Raw genomic sequence first — 17060 nt, 5'->3', positions numbered from 1 at the left:
ATCCTGGAATGACAGGAAGGAGCCAGCCATGGGCATGAAGGACCAGCCCCAGGAGAAGGCCGGGCAGCAGGAGCGGCAGCAGCAGCAGCAGCCGCGGGAGCAGACCCGGCAGAAGCCGAGGGAGCAGCCCCGGGACCGCGGCCCCCAGCAGAACGAGGACGTCCCCCGCGACATGCAGGAAGAGGTGGACCGCTTCAACCAGGACTACGACATCTGACCGCCCCGGGGCGCGGGCCCGGCGTGCCGAGACCGCCGAACCTTGTTTCGCTGGAACGTAGTGCCCCTTCACGAAGCGAGGTCCGGCCATGGGATCCGACGAGACGCGGGAACGGCTTCAGCACATGCGCGAGAAGGCCCGCGAACTGGAAGAAGCCGCCAAGCAAGCCTCAGACCCGCAGGAGCGTCGCCGCCTGGAGCAGAAGTCCCACGACCTCCGCTCCCGCTCCGAACAGGAGAGCGCCATGCGCGCGGGCGACATCTACCCCGAGGAGTAGCGGACAGCCGCAGACCTCGCCCGCCTACTCGACGAAGTAGGTGGGGTTGGGGAGCTTGTACGTCTTGTCGGCGTAGCCTCCCTCCAGGTCGGAGCGCTGGTCGCCGAAGCTGCCGATGATGTCGTAGCCGGTGGACTCGATGTGCTTCCGGGTGCCCGCCTTGTACTGCACGGTGGTGCAGTTCCAGGCCTCGGGGGTGGCGCAGTCGCGCAGGTAGGACGGCGGGTTCGCCTTGTTCTTGAAGAAGGCGTGACCGGCGTCCAGCTCGGTGCCGACCCCGACCCTGGTCAGGTTCTCCACCGCGGCGTCCCGCCGCTCCTCGCCGAGCCCGGTGAGGAAGAAGACCTCCACGCCCCGGTCTTCGGCGAAGTCGATCAGCTCGGGCACCCCGAACACGGCCGGGCGATCGGCCTGTTCGACGTACTCGTTCCATGTGGTGTTGTCGTACGTGAAGTTGGTGCGCTTCTCGTAGTCGATGCTGAGCAGCACCGTGTCGTCGATGTCGAGGACGATCGCGGGCCTGTCGCCCTTCGCCCCGGTGGACGTGGCCGCCTTGCGCTCGATGTCGCGCTTGGCGCGGGCGAGCACGTCGGCGACGTCGTGGGCGTAGTCGCTGTCCGGGGACGCCCGGTAGACGCCGTCGTCGTCCCGGGTGACGCCGTAGTAGGCGTCGATCTCGCCGACGAGCTGCCCGATGTTGTGGGGTTCGTCGCCGCTCTTCGCCTCCACGGTCCTGGAAGCGGACGCCTCGGTGGTGGTTCCGGCGGTGGCGACGCCGGTACCCCACAGGGCCCCGCCGGCCAGAACACCGGCGGTGGCAATGCCCGCGACTCTGAAGGTCTTTCGCATGGGTGACATCTCCTGATTCGGCCTGCGCGGCCATGGGGGCAGGGGCGACCGACACGGCAGGGGACGGCCTCCGCAGCAGGTCGCCCCATGTCTACGCGCGTCGCGCACGCGGAGACAAGACCCCGTACCGAACTATTGCCGTGCCGCCCACCCGCCACTGGGAGGCATCCGTGCCGGCCTCCTTGCCACGGGCCCGCCGGGCCGCTACGTTCCGGCCCACCCGAATCATCTACGCGCGTCGCAGCGCACGGCATCGCACCGCGTCGCGTCGCGTCCCCGGCGAGAGGTGCATGAGCATGCGCAAGGCCGTACTGACCGCAGTCGCCCTGCTCGGCGCGGGAGCCGCCGTGGCGGCCACCACGAGCGCGACCGCGGCCCGGACCGAGGACGCGCCCGCCCCGGCGGCCGGCCGCTGGCAGCAGATCGGCCACGACATGCGAAGCGGCATCAGCGGACTGGCCGTCACCTCGCGCTCGGGCGGCACCTACCGCGCGCTGATCGCCCGGGACAACAAGCGCCCCGGCGAGAACCGCGTCGCCCGGCTCACCTACCACCCGGGCGAGCCCGCACGCACCCCCGCCGCGCAGCCGCTCGAGTGGCGGGGCTCCGCCGAACCGAACGACCTGGAGGCACTGGAGGCGGTGCCGGGCGCGCCCGGCGAGTACCTGGCCGTGGCGAGCCGCGGCCTCGTCTACCGCCTGCAGGTCACGGCCGACGGGGACGCGGTCGAGGTCCGCGACCTCTCGCCGCTCCCCGCCATCGGCCAGGGCGACAACTTCGAGAGCTTCACGCTCGCTTCCCGGCACGGCAGGCTGGCAGCGGCCTGGGCCGACCGGGGCGAGGGCGCCGACCGCCCGGCGACGCTGTACACCGCGCCGCTGTCGTTCAACAAGTACGGCGAGACGGTGTTCGGCGCCGTGACGAAGGCCACCACCTACCGCGCGCCGTACCCGACGGGAGACGTCCGGCACGTCGCCGACCTCACCGTCACCGACTCGGGCCGCCTGCTCGTCGCTTCGGCCTCGGACGCGGGCGACGACGGCCCGTTCGACTCGGCGGTGACCGACGCGGGCACCCTGTCGCTCGACGCCACCGGCGAGGTCCGACTCTCCCTGGCCGAAACCCCCGAGGTCGTAAGGAAGTTCCAGGGCCGCAAGATCGAGGCCGTGGAGTGCGTACCCGGCTCCGACACCGCGCTCCTCGGCACGGACGACGAGAACACGGGCGGCGCGGTCACGACTGCCCGCATCTGCGACTGAGCGAGCACAAACAAAAACACCCGCCCCCCACGTCTCCGTAGGCAAGGACAGGTGCGCTTGGTGGGGCGGGTGGGACTCGAACCCACGGCCGACGGATTATGAGTCCGCTGCTCTAACCGGCTGAGCTACCGCCCCAAAGCGGCGTGTCGCGTACACATGTACGCGCCGTCTGCCGCAGCATAGCCGCTCATACGATCTCCTGCGTCCGATGGTCGGCTCTGCACGACCATGAGGACTGTGCTGGTGAGCACATGGTTCCGCCGCACATGAAAAAGGACCCCCTGGGGGGTCCTTTTTCGTTGCTCTCCCGACTGGACTCGAACCAGTAACCTGCCGGTTAACAGCCGGCTGCTCTGCCAATTGAGCTACAGGAGACCGAGCTCCCCCGACTGGACTCGAACCAGTAACCTGCCGGTTAACAGCCGGCTGCTCTGCCAATTGAGCTACAGGGGATCGTCCCGCTGCAACGACGTCACCTGCCTGGGGATTCCCGGGCGGCGCGCGTTCGCTGCGACACATACATTAGCGCAAGCAGGGGGGTGCTCCGCCAATCGGTATCGGGTAGGCGCCCTGCACCGGACAAGGGAAGGGTGACAGCCATGCGGTACAAGCTCACGTTCGTCGCCGGACTGGCCCTGGGCTACGTGATCGGCACGCGGGCCGGACGCGAGCGTTACGAGCAGTTGAAGAAATCGGCCCGCCAGGTCGCACAGAACCCGGCCGTGCGGAACACGGTGGAGTCGGCGGCCCAGAGCGGCCGTGAAGTCGCGGGCAAGGCCTTCGCCTCGGTGAGCGACAAGGTCGGCGACCGGATGCCGGACTCCGTGGCCACCCGGGTGCGCTCGCTGCGCGAGAAGAGCCGGGCCTCGGAGGACGACGACTGGGGCACCAGCAACACCTAGGACGTATGGACGTACGGGCGCGGGCGCCCCGTCCCCCGGTCGAACTCCGGCGGGACGGGGCGCCCGTGCCGTAGGGCAAAATCTTCTGGCATGGGGATAGTCGCCGGATTGGACAGCTCTACCGAGTCCACACGCATCGTCGTCTGCGACACCGACACCGGTGCCGTGCTCAGGCAGGGGTACGCCCCGCATCCGTTGGAGGGCAGGCCGTCGGACGTCGATCCGCAGGCCTGGCTGTTGTCGCTGGGTGAGGCCGCCGGGGGTGGGCTGCTCGAAGGCGTGCAGGCCATCGGCGTGTCGGCGCAGCAGAACGCGGTCGTCCCGCTGGACGCGCAGGGCGGCACCGTTCGGCCCGCGATGGTCGGCGGGGACAAGCGGGCGCAGGTCGCCGCGGTCGATCTGATCGACGCGCTCGGCGGGCGGCAGGCCTGGGCCGAGGCCGTCGGCGTCGTACCGCAGGCGCCGCAGCCCGTGACGAAGCTGCGCTGGCTGGCGCGGACCGAGCCCGAGGCGGCGCAGCGCACCGCGATGGTGCTGCAGGCGCACGACTGGCTGGTGTGGCAGCTGCTCGGCCGGCCGGCCCGGCGCACCGCGGACCGCGGCGGCGCTTCCGGTACGGGCTACTGGTCGGCGGCGAACGCCTCGTACCGGCCGGATCTGGTGGAGTTGGCGCTCGGGCAGCAGACGGCGCTGCCGGAGGTGCTGGGGCCGTGGGAGGCCGCGGGGACGACGCCGGAGGGGCTGCTGATCTCGGCCGGTACGGGCGAGACGATGGCCGCCGCGTTCGGGCTCGGCATCGGGGTCGGGGACGCCGTGGTGTCGCTCGGGGCGTCCGGGTCCGTGATGGCCGTGCACCACGAGGCGCTCGCCGACCCGCACGGCATGATCACGTCGCTCGCGGACGCGACCGGGATGCATCTGCCGGTGGTCCACACGAGCAATGCCGTACGGGCGCTGCGGGGGACCGCGGAGCTGCTCGGGACGGATCTGGAGGGGCTCTCGCAGCTCGCGACGAAGTCGACGCCGGGCGCGCACGGGCTTGTGCTGCTGCCGTATCTGGAGGGTGAGCGGACGCCTCAACTGCCGCACACGGCCGGTACGTTGAGCGGTCTTCGGCGGGAGTCGATGAAGCCGGAGCACCTGGCGCGGGCGGCGTTCGAGGGCATGCTGTGCTCGCTCGCCGACGCGCTGGACGTGCTGCGCAACCGGGGTGTGGAGGTGCGCCGGGTGTTCCTGCTCGGGCCGGCCGCCGATCTGCCCGCGGTGCAGGCGGCGGCGCCGATGCTGTTCGGCGCGCAGGTCGTCGTCCCGCAGGCCGCGGACTACGCGGCGCTCGGCGCGGCCCGGCAGGCGGCGTGGGCGCTCGGGGTGTCCCAGGGCACGCTCGGCCCGCAGCAGCCGCCGGTCTGGCAGGGCGCGGCCGCGCAGGTCTTCGAGCCGGGCGAGGAGCTGCCCGTCGGCAAGGCCGTGCGGCAGCAGTACGTGGCGGTGCGGGAGCAGACGCATCCCGGGGCGTTCCAGGGCTAGCACCCACCGCCGGCCGGGCTCGACCGTTTCGTAATTCGGTTGAGCTCCGGCCGGTGGAGTGTCGGAGGATGGGGTGAAACGTTGCCTCCGGCTACTGCGATGGGTATCGCGTGCTCATACGACTCCTGCGGAGCCATCTAGCTCCGTACAAGAACTCCATAGCCTTGCTCGTGGCGCTGCAGTTTCTGCAGACCTGCGCCACGCTCTACCTGCCCACCCTGAACGCCGACATCATCGACCGCGGTGTCGTGCGCGGGGACACGGGCTACATCCTCACCTTCGGGGCCCTGATGATCGGGGTGACCGTGGTGCAGGTGCTGTGCAACATCGGCGCCGTCTACTACGGCGCGCGTACGGCGGCCGCGCTCGGGCGGGACGTGCGCGGGGCGGTCTTCGACCGGGTGCAGTCGTTCTCGGCGCGTGAACTCGGCCAGTTCGGGGCGCCGTCGCTGATCACGCGGACCACGAACGACGTCCAGCAGGTGCAGATGCTGGTCCTGATGGCGTTCACGCTGATGGTGTCGGCGCCGATCATGTGCGTCGGCGGCATCGTGATGGCGCTGAGCCTGGACGTGCCGCTGTCGTCGGTGCTGATCGCGGTCGTGCCGGTGCTGGGCATCGCGGTCAGCCTGATCGTGCGGAAGCTGCGGCCGCTGTTCCGCACCATGCAGGAGCGGCTCGACACGGTGAACCGGGTGCTCCGCGAGCAGATCACCGGCAACCGTGTGATCCGGGCGTTCGTGCGGGACGCGTACGAGAAGGAGCGGTTCGAGGGGGCCAACCGGGAGCTGACGGACGTGTCGCTCGGGACGGGGCGGCTGCTCGCGCTGATGTTCCCGATCGTGATGACCGTGGTGAACGTGTCGTCGATCGCGGTGGTCTGGTTCGGTGCGCAGCGGATCGACAGCGGCGGCATGGAGATCGGGGCGCTGACCGCGTTCCTCGCCTATCTGATGCAGATCGTCATGTCCGTGATGATGGCCACCTTCATGTTCATGATGGTGCCGCGCGCGGAGGTGTGCGCCGAGCGCATCGAGGAGGTCCTCGACACCGCGTCCAGCGTCGTCCCGCCCGCCGACCCCGTACGGGAGCTGAAGCGCCACGGCCACCTGGAGGTGCGGGCCGCCGGGTTCGCGTACCCGGGGGCCGAGGAGCCGGTGCTGAAGGCGATCGACCTGGTGGCGCGGCCCGGCGAGACCACGGCGGTGATCGGGTCGACGGGCAGCGGCAAGTCGACGCTGCTCGGCCTCGTACCGCGGTTGTTCGACGCCACCGAGGGCGAGGTGCTCGTGGACGGCGTGGACGTGCGGGAGCTCGACCCGGCGCTGCTCGCGCGGACGGTGGGGCTTGTGCCGCAGAAGCCGTATCTGTTCTCCGGGACCGTCGCGACGAATCTGCGGTACGGCAATCCGGGCGCCACGGACGAGGAGTTGTGGCACGCCCTGGAGGTGGCGCAGGCGAAGGAGTTCGTGCAGAAGTTGGAGAACGGGCTCGACTCCCCCATCGCGCAGGGCGGCACGAACGTGTCCGGCGGACAGCGGCAGCGGCTCGCGATCGCGCGGACCCTTGTGCAGCGGCCGGAGATCTATCTGTTCGACGACTCGTTCTCGGCGCTCGACTACGCGACCGACGCGGCGCTGCGCACGGCCCTCGCGCGGGAGACGGCCGAGGCGACCGTGGTGATCGTCGCCCAGCGGGTGTCGACCATCCGCGAGGCCGACCGGATCGTGGTCCTCGACGAGGGCCGGGTCGTCGGCGCCGGACGCCATCACGAGCTGATGGCCGACAACGAGACCTACCGGGAGATCGTGCTCTCCCAGCTCACGGAAGCGGAGGCAGCCTGATGGCCGGGCCTGGCGGGCGGATGATGGCCGGGGGCGGCCCCGATCAGCGTTCTCTGGATTTCAAGGGCTCGGGCAAGCGCCTGCTCGCCCAGTTCAAGCCGCAGCGCGTGACGATGTACGCGATGCTCGTCGCGGTCTTCTTCAGCGTCGCGCTTTCCGTGGTCGGCCCGAAGATCCTCGGTGAGGCCACCGACCTGATCTTCGCGGGGATCGTCGGGCGCGAGATGCCCGAGGGCGCCACGAAGGAGCAGGTGCTCGACGCGATGCGGGAGCGCGGTGACAACGGTGTCGCCGACATGCTCTCCGGTACGGACTTCACACCCGGCGAGGGCATCGACTTCGCGGCCGTCGGCGAGGTGCTGCTGCTCGCGCTCGGCGTGTTCCTGGCCGCCGGGCTGCTGATGGCGGTGGCGACGCGGCTGGTGAACCGGGCGGTGAACCTGACCGTGTACCGGATGCGCGAGGACATCCAGGCGAAGCTGTCGCGGCTGCCGCTGTCGTACTTCGACAAGCGGCAGCGCGGCGAGGTGCTGAGCCGCGCCACCAACGACATCGACAACATCGGGCAGACGCTGCAGCAGACCCTCGGGCAGCTGGTGAACTCGCTGCTCACCATCGTCGGCGTGCTGGTGATGATGTTCTGGATCTCGCCGCTGCTCGCGCTGGTCGCGCTGATCACGGTGCCGTTGTCGTTCGTCGTCGCGACCCGTGTCGGCAAGCGGTCGCAGCCGCAGTTCGTGCAGCAGTGGCGGTCCACCGGCAAGGTCAACGCGCACGTCGAGGAGATGTACACCGGGCACGCCCTGGTGAAGGTCTTCGGGCGGCAGGAGGAGTCGGCGAAGCTGTTCGCGGAGCACAACGACGCGCTGTACGAGGCGAGTTTCAAGGCCCAGTTCAACAGCGGGATCATGCAGCCGCTGATGTTCTTCATCTCGAACCTGAACTACGTGCTCGTGGCCGTGGTGGGCGGTCTGCGGGTGGCGTCGGGTGCGTTGTCGATCGGTGACGTGCAGGCGTTCATCCAGTACTCGCGGCAGTTCTCGATGCCGCTGACGCAGGTCGCGTCCATGGCCAACCTGGTGCAGTCCGGCGTCGCGTCGGCCGAGCGGATCTTCGAGCTGCTCGACGCGGACGAGCAGGAGGCCGACCCGATCCCCGGCGAACGCCCCGAACGGCTGCGCGGGCGGGTCGAGTTGGAGCATGTGTCCTTCCGGTACGAGGAGGACAAGCCGCTGATCGAGGACCTGTCGCTCACGGTCGAGCCGGGCCACACGGTCGCGATCGTCGGCCCGACGGGCGCGGGCAAGACCACCCTCGTCAACCTGCTGATGCGGTTCTACGAGGTGACGGGCGGGCGGATCACGCTCGACGGGGTCGACGTGGCGAAGATGTCGCGGGACGAACTCCGGTCCGGCATCGGCATGGTGCTGCAGGACACGTGGCTGTTCGGCGGCACGATCGCGGAGAACATCGCGTACGGCGCGGCGAAGGAGGTCAGCCGCGCCGAGATCGAGGAGGCCGCGCGGGCCGCCCACGCCGACCGGTTCATCCGCACGCTGCCCGACGGGTACGACACCGTCCTCGACGACGAGGGCACCGGTGTCAGCGCCGGCGAGAAGCAGCTGATCACCATCGCGCGGGCCTTCCTGTCCGACCCGGTGATCCTGGTCCTCGACGAGGCGACGAGCTCGGTCGACACCCGTACGGAGGTGCTCATCCAGAAGGCGATGGCGCGCCTCGCGCACGGGCGTACGTCGTTCGTGATCGCGCACCGGCTCTCCACGATCCGGGACGCGGACACGATCCTCGTGTTGGAGGACGGCTCGATCGTCGAACAGGGCTCGCACGCGGGGCTGTTGGCCTCGGGTGGGGCGTATGCACGGCTGTACGAGGCGCAGTTCGCGCAGGCGGTGGCGGAGGTGGACTAGCCCCCGCGCACGGTCAGTCCAGGTAGCCCCTCAGCTGGTCCGCGAAGGCGTGGTCGCGGAGGCGGTTGAGGGTCTTGGACTCGATCTGGCGGATGCGTTCGCGGGTGACGCCGAAGATGCGGCCGATCTCCTCCAGCGTGCGGGGCCGCCCGTCCACCAGCCCGTACCGCAGCTGCACCACCTTGCGTTCGCGTTCGCCGAGGGTGGAGAGGACGGCCTCCAGGTGCTGGCGCAGCAGCAGGAACGCCGCGGACTCCACGGGGCTCGCGGCGTCGCCGTCCTCGATGAGGTCGCCCAGGGCCACGTCGTCCTCCTCGCCCACGGGGGCGTGCAGGGAGACGGGTTCCTGGGCGAGGCGCAGCACTTCGCCGACCCGCTCGGGCGGCAGTTCCAGGTGCGCGGCGACCTCTTCGGGCGTGGGCTCGTACCCGCGTTCCTGCAGCATGCGGCGCTGCACGCGGACGACGCGGTTGATCAGCTCGACGACGTGCACGGGCACGCGGATGGTCCGGGCCTGGTCGGCGAGGGCCCGGGACATCGCCTGGCGGATCCACCAGGTGGCGTACGTGGAGAACTTGTAGCCGCGCGCGTAGTCGAACTTCTCGACGGCCCTGATCAGGCCGAGGTTGCCCTCCTGGACGAGGTCGAGCATGGTCAGGCCGCGGCCGACGTACCGTTTGGCGACCGAGACGACGAGGCGCAGGTTGGCCTCGATCAGGCGGCGCTTCGCCATCCGGCCCATGACGACCAACTTGTCCAGGTCCAGGGCGAGTTGGCTGTCCAGGTCGGTGCCGTGGGTGAGTTTCTCCTCGGCGAAGAGGCCGGCCTCGACGCGGCGGGCGAGCTCGACCTCCTCGGCGGCGCTGAGCAGCGGTATGCGTCCGATCTCGCGCAGGTACTGCCGGAACAGGTCGGCGGACGGCCCGCTCGTCTCGGTGCGTACGGCACGCGGCTCGGGCGGTTCGGGCACGTCGGGCGGTTCGGGCACGTCGGGGGGTTCGGGTGCGTCGGGGAGTTCGGCGGCCTCGGGGGGCTCCGCGCTCGGCGGGGGCTGCGGGCTCGGCGGGCTCGGCGGGTTCTCCGGGTGGCGGCCGACCCGGCTCTGCGGCGGCACCGCTTCGATGACGTCCGCGGCGGCGGGGGTGGGTTGCGTCAACGTCTGGGTCCGGGTCTGCACGGGGCGACCTCCAGGGTGATCGCGGCCACGTCGGGAGTGCGCGGCAGCGGTACGGCGGGGGCGGTACCGGCGGCCGCGCCGCGGTCCGTCCCGTCATCGATGAACGGATCCGCGGGATTGCCGGGCCCACGCCCGGTGGGCCGGCCGCGCTCCGAAGACTCAGGCACCGCCCCCAGTGTGGGGTACGACACATCTCCGCGAGGAGAGTCGTGCGGGCACTTTTTGAGTCCGGTGCGTAGCCGCGCAGTTACTCAGGAGTCAACTTCGGGCGCGGCAAGGGGTGTTGGCCGAGGCGGCCGTCACAGCGCGTCCGCGCCGCGCTCCCGCAGGGCTCTGCCGTACTGCTGCAGGACCCACAACTCGTTCTGGGCGGCGGAGAGCTGGGCCGGGTCGGCGTGCGGGCCGAGGCGGGCGAAGCTGCCCTGGAGGTCGCGGATGCGGCGGTCGACGGCGCGGAGCCGGACCTGGACGAGCTGCTCGCCGCCGTACACCTCGTCGACCGTGCGCCGCATGATCGCCTCGACGGCCAGCTCGGTGACCATGGCCCGCACCGTGTCGTCCGGCGCGGCGTCCCGCACGCGCGCGAGGTACCCCGACGGGTCCTGGACGCCCTGCTCGGCGCCGCCCGCGTACGCGATGGCCTCGCGGACCGCGGCGTACGGCGGGGCGGTGAACTCGTCCGCGCCGTACGCGTCGAAGGCCGGGGAGACCAACTGCGGGTGCTGCAGGGCGAGTTTGAGCAGCTCGCGCTCGGTGCGGTGGGCGGGGCTGCGCAGGTTGAGCGCGGGGCCGCCGGCGGGGCGGGGCGCCTCGTCGTACGCCTGCGGGGGGCGTTGCTGCTGCTGCGGGGCGGGGCCGCGACCGCCGCGGTCCCGGGCCCAACGGGCCAGCTGAGCCACGCGCTTGACGACGAACTGGGTGTCGAGGATGCCGAGCATGCCGGCGAGCTCGACGGCCACCTCGTGCTGCGCGCCGCTGTTCTTGATGCGGGCCACGATCGGCGCCGCCTCGTCGAGCGCGGCGGCGCGGCCCGCGGGGGTCTCCAGGTCGTACCGGCTGACGATCTGGCGGAGGGCGAACTCGAAGAGCGGCGTACGCGGTTCGACCAGGTCGGCGACCGCCTCGTCACCCTTGGCGAGGCGCAGCTCGCAGGGGTCCATGCCGTCGGGGGCGATCGCGATGTACGTCTCCGCGGCGAACTTCTGGTCGTCCTCGAAGGCGCGGAGCGCGGCCTTCTGGCCTGCGGCGTCGCCGTCGAAGGTGAAGATCACGCGGGCCGAGCCGTTGTCCATCAGGAGCCGGCGGAGGATCTTGATGTGGTCGCCGCCGAAGGCGGTGCCGCAGGTGGCGATGGCGGTGGTGACGCCGGCGAGGTGGCAGGCCATCACGTCCGTGTACCCCTCGACGACGACCGCGCGGGAGGTCTTGGCGATCTCCTTCTTGGCGAGGTCGATGCCGTAGAGGACCTGGCCCTTCTTGTAGATCGGGGTCTCGGGGGTGTTGAGGTACTTCGGGCCGTTGTCGTCCTCGCGGAGCTTGCGGGCGCCGAAGCCGACGACCTCGCCGGAGATGTCCCGGATCGGCCACATCAGGCGGCCGCGGAAGCGGTCGATGGGGCCGCGGCGGCCCTCCTGGGAGAGGCCGGAGAGGATCAGCTCCTTGTCGGTGAAGCCCTTGCCGCGCAGGAAGCGCGTGAGGTGGTCCCAGCCCGCCGGGCTGTAGCCGACGCCGAAGTGCACGGCCGCGGCCTGGTCGAAGCCGCGCTCGGCGAGGAACTTGCGGCCGATCTCGGCCTCGGCTCCGCCCAGCTGGTCCACGTAGTACTGCGCGGCGATCTTGTGTGCCTCGACCAGGCGGATGCGTTCGCCGCGCTGGTGGGACGGGTTGTACCCGCCCTCCTCGTACCTCAGCGTGATGCCCGCCTGGGCGGCGAGGCGCTCGACCGTCTCCGAGAAGGAGAGGTGGTCGATCTTCATCACGAAGGCGATCGTGTCGCCGCCCTCCTGGCAGCCGAAGCAGTGGAAGAGCCCCTTGCTCGGGCTGACCTGGAAGGACGGTGACTTCTCGTCGTGGAAGGGGCACAGGCCCTTCAGGTTGCCGCCGCCGGCGTTGCGCAGCTGGAGGTACTCGGACACGACGGCGTCGATCGGGACCGCGTCCCGTACCGCCTTCACGTCCTCGTCGTTGATCCGTCCTGCCACGCGTGAATTCTACGGGGCGGCACGGACAACTCGTCCGGGTGGCCGCCCGGCCTGCGGCGGGGCCGTGGGGTCAGCCCTCCAGGAGGGATTCAAGCGGGACCGTCGGGTCGGCGAGGCGCTCCGGGTCGGGGCGGACGCCGGCCTTGATCAGCGTCTGGATCGGCTCCGTCACGTCCCAGACGTTCACGTTCATGCCGGCCAGGACCCGCCCGTCGGACAGCCAGAACGCGATGAACTCCCGCTTCGTGGCGTCCCCGCGGATCAGCACCTGGTCGTAACTGCCGGGCGGCGCCCAGCCGGAGAACTCCATGCCGACGTCGTACTGGTCGGAGAAGAAGTACGGCACCCGGTCGTACGTGACGGACTTGCCGAGCATCGCGCGGGCCGCGGCCGGGCCGCCGTTGAGGGCGTTGGCCCAGTGCTCGACGCGCAGCCGGGTGTCGAACAGCGGGTGGTGGGCGCTGGCCGCGTCGCCCACGGCGAAGATGTCCGGGTCGGAGGTGCGCAGGCTCGCGTCGACCGCGATGCCGCCGCCGTGCGCCCGGTCGGCGAGCTCCAGGCCCGCGGTCTCGGCGAGCGAGGTGCGCGGGGCGGCGCCGATGGCGGCGAGGACGTCGTGCGCGGGGTGCTCGTCGCCGTCGTCGGTGCGGGCGGCGAGGACCATGCCGTCCTGGCCGGTGATCTCGGTGAGGCGGGCGCCGAAGTGGAAGCGGACGCCGTGCTCCTGGTGCAGGTCGGCGAAGAGGCGGCCGATCTCGGGGCCGAGGACGGAGTGCAGCGGCGTGGCCTCGGGCTCGATGACGGTGACCTCCGCGCCGTACTCCCGCGCGGCGGCGGCGACCTCCAGGCCGATCCAGCCGGCGCCGGCGATCACCAGGTGGCCGTTGTCCCGACCGAGGGCGGCGAGGACGCCCTTGAGGCGCTCGGCGTGCGCGATCCGGCGCAGGTGGTGCACGCCCGCGAGGTCGGTGCCGGGGATGTCGAGGCGGCGGGGCTCGGAGCCGGTGGCGAGGAGCAGCTTGTCGTAGCGCACGACGGTGCCGTCGCCGAGGCGGACCGTCTTGTCGCCGCGGTCGACGGCCACGGCGGGCAGGCCGAGGTGCAGCTCGATGTCGTGCTGTGCGTACCACGCGGGTTCGTGCACGAAGACGCTGTCCCGTTCCTCCTTGCCGAGGAGGTAGCCCTTGGACAGCGGGGGTCGTTCGTAGGGGTGCTCGCGCTCGTCACTGATGAGAATCACCCGGCCGGTGAAGCCCTCGGAGCGCAGGGTTTCGGCCGCCTTGGCCCCGGCCAGTCCGCCTCCGACGATGACGAACGTCTGATCCGCGTCGACCACTTGATGCCTCCTCACAACCTTGCCGCCACTTGCGGGCGTCCCGCACGCAGCGTGGCCGCCATCTCGAGCGTCCCGCACGGAGCGTAGTGGGGGAAGGGGCCGTCCCTTCAGTGTCACCCCTGTGTGGCTCGATCACATCAGGTGGGCGCGGCGGACCGGCTCAGGTTCGGCCACCGGTTCCGGCTCCGGCGAGGCGGGCGTGCAGGGTCCGGGCGGAGGCGTCGGTGAGGGCGGCGATCTGGTCGATGACGACCCGCTTCCGCGCGGTGTCGTCCGGCGCCGCGTCGAACAGCGCCCGGAACTGCGGGTCGAGTCCTTCGGGCGCCCGCGCGGTGAGCCCTGCGGCGAGCTCGGCGATGACGATGCGCTGGTTCGCGCGGAGCCGTTCCTGTTCGTCGCGCTGCATCACGTACCGGTCGGCGACGGCTTTGAGGACGGCGCATTCATGGCGGGTTTCGTTCGGTACGACGAGCTCCGCGGCGTACCGGGTCAGGGGCCCGCTGCCGTACCTCGCGCGCGTGGCGCCTTCCGCGGCGAGGCAGAAGCGGCCGATCAGCTGGCTGGTGGCGTCCTTGAGGCGGGCCTGGGCGACCGCGGTGCCGTCGTATCCGTGCGGCCACCACTCCTGGTCGAGGAGCCGGTCGAGGGCGGCGGCGAGTTCGGCCGGGTCGGTGCCGTGCGGTACGTAGCGCTCCAGGGCTACGGCGAAGATCTCCTGCCGTTCGGGCTCGGCGTGCAGGCAGTTGGGGTCGATGTGGCCGGCGTGCAGCCCGTCCTCGACGTCGTGCACGGAGTACGCCACGTCGTCGGACCAGTCCATGACCTGGGCCTCGAAGCAGGTGCGGTGGGCGGGGGCGCCCTCGCGGATCCACTCGAAGACGGGGAGGTCGTCCTCGTAGACGCCGAATTTCGCGGAGCCCGGGTCGGTGGGGTGGTGGCCGCGCGGCCAGGGGTACTTGGTGGCGGCGTCGAGCGCCGCGCGTGTGAGGTTCAGGCCGACGCTGACGGGGCGGCCGGTGGTCGCGTCGTCCACGAAGCGCTTGGGTTCGAGGCGGGTGAGGAGGCGCAGGGAGTGGGCGTTCCCCTCGAATCCGCCGCAGTCCGCCGCGCACTCGTTGAGGGCCTGTTCGCCGTTGTGCCCGAACGGCGGGTGGCCGAGGTCGTGGGAGAGGCAGGCCGTCTCGACCAGGTCCGGGTCGCAGCCGAGGGCGGCGCCGAGCTCGCGGCCGACCTGGGCGCATTCCAGGGAGTGCGTGAGCCGGGTGCGGGGGCTGGCGTCCCAGGCGAGGCTGCGCGTGCCGGGCGTGACGACCTGCGTCTTTCCGGCGAGGCGGCGCAGCGCGGAGGAGTGCAGCACCCGCGCCCGGTCCCGCTGGAACGCGGTCCGCCCGGGCCGTTTGTCGGGCTCGGACACCCACCGGGCGGCGTCCCGCTCCGTGTAACCGGCGCTGTCGGCCGCGCGGTGGGGCTGCTGGGTCTCGTCGGCGCGCTGGGTCGGGGCCATGAGCCGACGGTAACCGCGCGGCGGCACCGGGGGCGCGTTTTCCCTGGACGGGGGGTGCGGGACGGCTTACGCGGAGGCCAGCTGCAACCGCTCCCCCGCCGCACTCCCCGCGCTCCCCGCCCTCGCCCCGAAGGACCGCACCGCGGCCTCGTACCGGAGCAGAAGCAGCTCGGCGACCGCCGGGTGCGTGCCCAGCGGAGCGGAGGCCACTCCGGGCACTCCGGGCGCCGCCGTCGCGGCCTGCGCGGACTGCGCCGCGAACCGCCCCGGCGCGGTGAAGTACGACGCGACGGCGACCCGCCCGCACCCCCGCGCGGCAAGCGCCCGCACCGCCTCGGGCACGGTCGGCGACGCCGCGGACGCGTACGCGGGCACGACCGGAACGCCGAGCCGCTCGGCGAGCGCGGCCGCCGTACCGCGCGTGTCGGCGAGGCCCTCCGGGTCCCGCGACCCGGCCGCGGCGAGCACGACCCCGTACCCGGCGGGCGCCGCTCCCGGCGGGAAGCCGGCCTCGACCAGCCGGTCGTGCAGCGCGTCGACGAGCAGCGGATGCGGCCCGAGCGGCGCGGCGACCCGCGCGTCGAGGTGCGGGGCGGCGGCTGCTGCCGCGGGCAGGTCGTGCTTGACGTGGTAGCCGCGTCCGAGCAGCAGCGGTACGAGGACGGCCCGGCCGGGCGCGAGTCGGGCCAGCGTGTCGGGGAGGAGGGGTTCGTTCAGCTCGATGTGGCCGAGGTGGACGGCCAGTTCGGGCCTGCGTGCGCGTACCGCGTCGAGCAGGGAGCGCACGGTGGCGAGCGTGCGCGGGTCCCGGCTTCCGTGCGCCACCACGACGAGGGCCGGGGGTACGGGGGCAGGGTGCGGGCCGGTCCGCACGTCGCGGCCGACGCGGCGCAGGCGGCTGCCGGCGTCGCTGGTGATGCGGTCGATGAGCTGCGCCGTACTGGCCAGTGGGTCCAGGGTTTCCTTCGGGGGCCCGGGGTGTTCGCCGGGTGTCTCGGTCGGCGTCATGAACCAAGGCTCGCCCGCCGACGTTGCACGGTGATTGCACGACGATGACGGTCGATGTCCCCCGTCTCACGCCCCCGGACCCCCGATTGTCAGTCCCGCGTCGCACACTTGTCCTCGTCGAGCACACGACGAGGACGAAGCGGGGCCCGCACGCAGAGAGCTGACCGAGGGGCGGCGCGCGGGACGAAACGGGGGGCACATGCAGGACGACGACAGGACGGGTTGGGGGCCCGACGAGCCGAGGGGCGCCGGGACGGCTGCCAGGGCGGACGCCGGACCCGCCGAGCGCACGGGGACGGGGTACGACGACGGGGCGGGGGCGGGGCACGACGAGGGGACGGACGCGAGGGCGACCGAGGAGGCGGACGCGAGGCGGGCCGACGGGGCGGGCACGAGGCCGACCGACAAGGCGAACGCGAGGCGCGCCGACAGGGCGGACGCGAGGCCGACCGGCGGTGCGGACGCGAGGCCGACCGACAGGGCGGACGCGAGGCCGACCGGCGGGGCGGACGCCGGACCTGCCGACGGCACGGGGACGGGGTACGACGACGGGGCGGGCGCAAGGCGGGCCGACGGCACAGGCACGGGGCCCGACGACAAGGCGAACGCAAGGCCGACCGACAAGGCGAACGCGAGGCCGACCGACGGCACCGGCACCGGCACCGGTGGCGAGGTGAGCAGCGGCCCGTCCGGCAGGACAGGCACTCGACCCGACGGCAGCTCCGACACGAAGCCGACCGCCGGGCCAGGGGCCGGACCCGTCGACGCCCCCGGGTCGAAACCCGCCGACGAGACGGGCGCCAGCCGCGACCCCAGCGACCACAGGTCAGGCACCGGCCCGGACCACGAGGCGGGCACCGGATCGGCCGGCGACAAGGACACGGCCCAGGACGGCGAGGCAGGCGCCGGGTCGACCGACGGCGACGCGGGCACGACACCGCACGGCAGGACCGCCAGCACCCCCGACGACAACCCGAGCACCGGGCAAGCCGACAGCCACCGGACCGACACCGAGCAAGCCGACCACCACC

Annotated in this window: 13 protein-coding genes and 3 tRNA genes; 7 read left to right on the top strand and 9 right to left on the bottom strand. The window is 71.9% G+C overall.

Annotated elements, in window-relative coordinates; translation table 11 throughout:
* Positions 1 to 28: 28 nt before the first annotated feature.
* Complete coding sequence (locus tag ACIDOF_RS16365; protein WP_409006596.1) at positions 29 to 217, top strand: hypothetical protein; 189 nt, start codon at positions 29 to 31, stop codon at positions 215 to 217.
* An 88-nt stretch (positions 218 to 305) separates the two neighbouring features.
* Positions 306 to 494: a DUF6381 family protein gene (locus tag ACIDOF_RS16360; protein WP_409006595.1), complete on the top strand. Its 189-nt coding sequence runs from the start codon at positions 306 to 308 to the stop codon at positions 492 to 494.
* A 24-nt stretch (positions 495 to 518) separates the two neighbouring features.
* Here the strand turns inward: ACIDOF_RS16360 and ACIDOF_RS16355 are convergent, their stop codons facing one another.
* Entirely contained in the window at positions 519 to 1343 is an 825-nt protein-coding gene (locus tag ACIDOF_RS16355; RefSeq protein ID WP_409006594.1) for an HAD family acid phosphatase, read from the bottom strand.
* Positions 1344 to 1639: 296 nt separating this feature from the next.
* Here ACIDOF_RS16355 and ACIDOF_RS16350 point away from each other — a divergent pair, with 296 nt between their 5' ends.
* Positions 1640 to 2602, top strand: coding sequence for a hypothetical protein (locus tag ACIDOF_RS16350; RefSeq protein WP_409006593.1), 963 nt, complete (start codon positions 1640 to 1642; stop codon positions 2600 to 2602).
* 58 nt (positions 2603 to 2660) lie between these two features.
* On the opposite strand, the gene ACIDOF_RS16345 is transcribed toward ACIDOF_RS16350, so the two are convergent.
* The 3 genes from ACIDOF_RS16345 to ACIDOF_RS16335 form a co-directional block, all read right to left on the bottom strand.
* Positions 2661 to 2737: transfer RNA gene (locus tag ACIDOF_RS16345), tRNA-Ile, on the bottom strand.
* Between the two features lie 167 nt (positions 2738 to 2904).
* Positions 2905 to 2977, bottom strand: a tRNA-Asn gene (locus ACIDOF_RS16340).
* A 5-nt stretch (positions 2978 to 2982) separates the two neighbouring features.
* A tRNA-Asn gene (locus tag ACIDOF_RS16335) sits at positions 2983 to 3055 on the bottom strand.
* Between the two features lie 146 nt (positions 3056 to 3201).
* Between ACIDOF_RS16335 and ACIDOF_RS16330 the strand changes: the two genes are divergently transcribed.
* The 4 genes from ACIDOF_RS16330 to ACIDOF_RS16315 all read left to right on the top strand — a co-directional run bounded on the left by ACIDOF_RS16330 (position 3202) and on the right by ACIDOF_RS16315 (position 8803).
* A complete protein-coding gene (locus ACIDOF_RS16330; protein WP_409006592.1) occupies positions 3202 to 3504 on the top strand; it encodes a YtxH domain-containing protein in 303 nt (100 codons plus the stop codon).
* Positions 3505 to 3594: 90 nt separating this feature from the next.
* A complete protein-coding gene (locus tag ACIDOF_RS16325; RefSeq protein ID WP_409006591.1) occupies positions 3595 to 5031 on the top strand; it encodes an FGGY family carbohydrate kinase in 1437 nt (478 codons plus the stop codon).
* Positions 5032 to 5141: 110 nt separating this feature from the next.
* Positions 5142 to 6875: an ABC transporter ATP-binding protein gene (locus ACIDOF_RS16320; protein WP_409006590.1), complete on the top strand. Its 1734-nt coding sequence runs from the start codon at positions 5142 to 5144 to the stop codon at positions 6873 to 6875.
* Complete coding sequence (locus tag ACIDOF_RS16315; protein WP_409006589.1) at positions 6875 to 8803, top strand: ABC transporter ATP-binding protein; 1929 nt, start codon at positions 6875 to 6877, stop codon at positions 8801 to 8803. Before ACIDOF_RS16320 ends, ACIDOF_RS16315 begins: the two co-directional genes overlap by 1 nt.
* Positions 8804 to 8816: 13 nt before the next feature.
* Here ACIDOF_RS16315 and ACIDOF_RS16310 read toward each other — a convergent pair whose 3' ends face one another.
* The 5 genes from ACIDOF_RS16310 to ACIDOF_RS16290 all read right to left on the bottom strand — a co-directional run bounded on the left by ACIDOF_RS16310 (position 8817) and on the right by ACIDOF_RS16290 (position 16029).
* A complete protein-coding gene (locus ACIDOF_RS16310) occupies positions 8817 to 9980 on the bottom strand; it encodes an RNA polymerase sigma factor (RefSeq protein ID WP_409006588.1) in 1164 nt (387 codons plus the stop codon).
* 299 nt (positions 9981 to 10279) lie between these two features.
* Positions 10280 to 12181 (bottom strand): DNA primase, encoded by a 1902-nt coding sequence (gene dnaG, locus ACIDOF_RS16305; RefSeq protein WP_409006587.1) that lies wholly within the window; start codon positions 12179 to 12181, stop codon positions 10280 to 10282.
* Positions 12182 to 12251: 70 nt separating this feature from the next.
* Entirely contained in the window at positions 12252 to 13517 is a 1266-nt protein-coding gene (locus tag ACIDOF_RS16300) for an NAD(P)/FAD-dependent oxidoreductase (protein WP_409006586.1), read from the bottom strand.
* A 160-nt stretch (positions 13518 to 13677) separates the two neighbouring features.
* Positions 13678 to 15021 (bottom strand): deoxyguanosinetriphosphate triphosphohydrolase, encoded by a 1344-nt coding sequence (locus tag ACIDOF_RS16295; protein WP_409006585.1) that lies wholly within the window; start codon positions 15019 to 15021, stop codon positions 13678 to 13680.
* A 66-nt stretch (positions 15022 to 15087) separates the two neighbouring features.
* Positions 15088 to 16029, bottom strand: coding sequence for a sirohydrochlorin chelatase (locus tag ACIDOF_RS16290; protein WP_409006584.1), 942 nt, complete (start codon positions 16027 to 16029; stop codon positions 15088 to 15090).
* Between the last annotated feature and the right edge of the window lie 1031 nt (positions 16030 to 17060).

It is taken from the genome of Streptomyces sp. Da 82-17 (genome assembly GCF_046098215.1).
GTDB lineage: Bacteria > Actinomycetota > Actinomycetes > Streptomycetales > Streptomycetaceae > Streptomyces.
The sequence above is the reverse complement of the archived record's forward strand: the minus strand, read 5'-3'. Positions and strand labels throughout refer to the sequence as shown.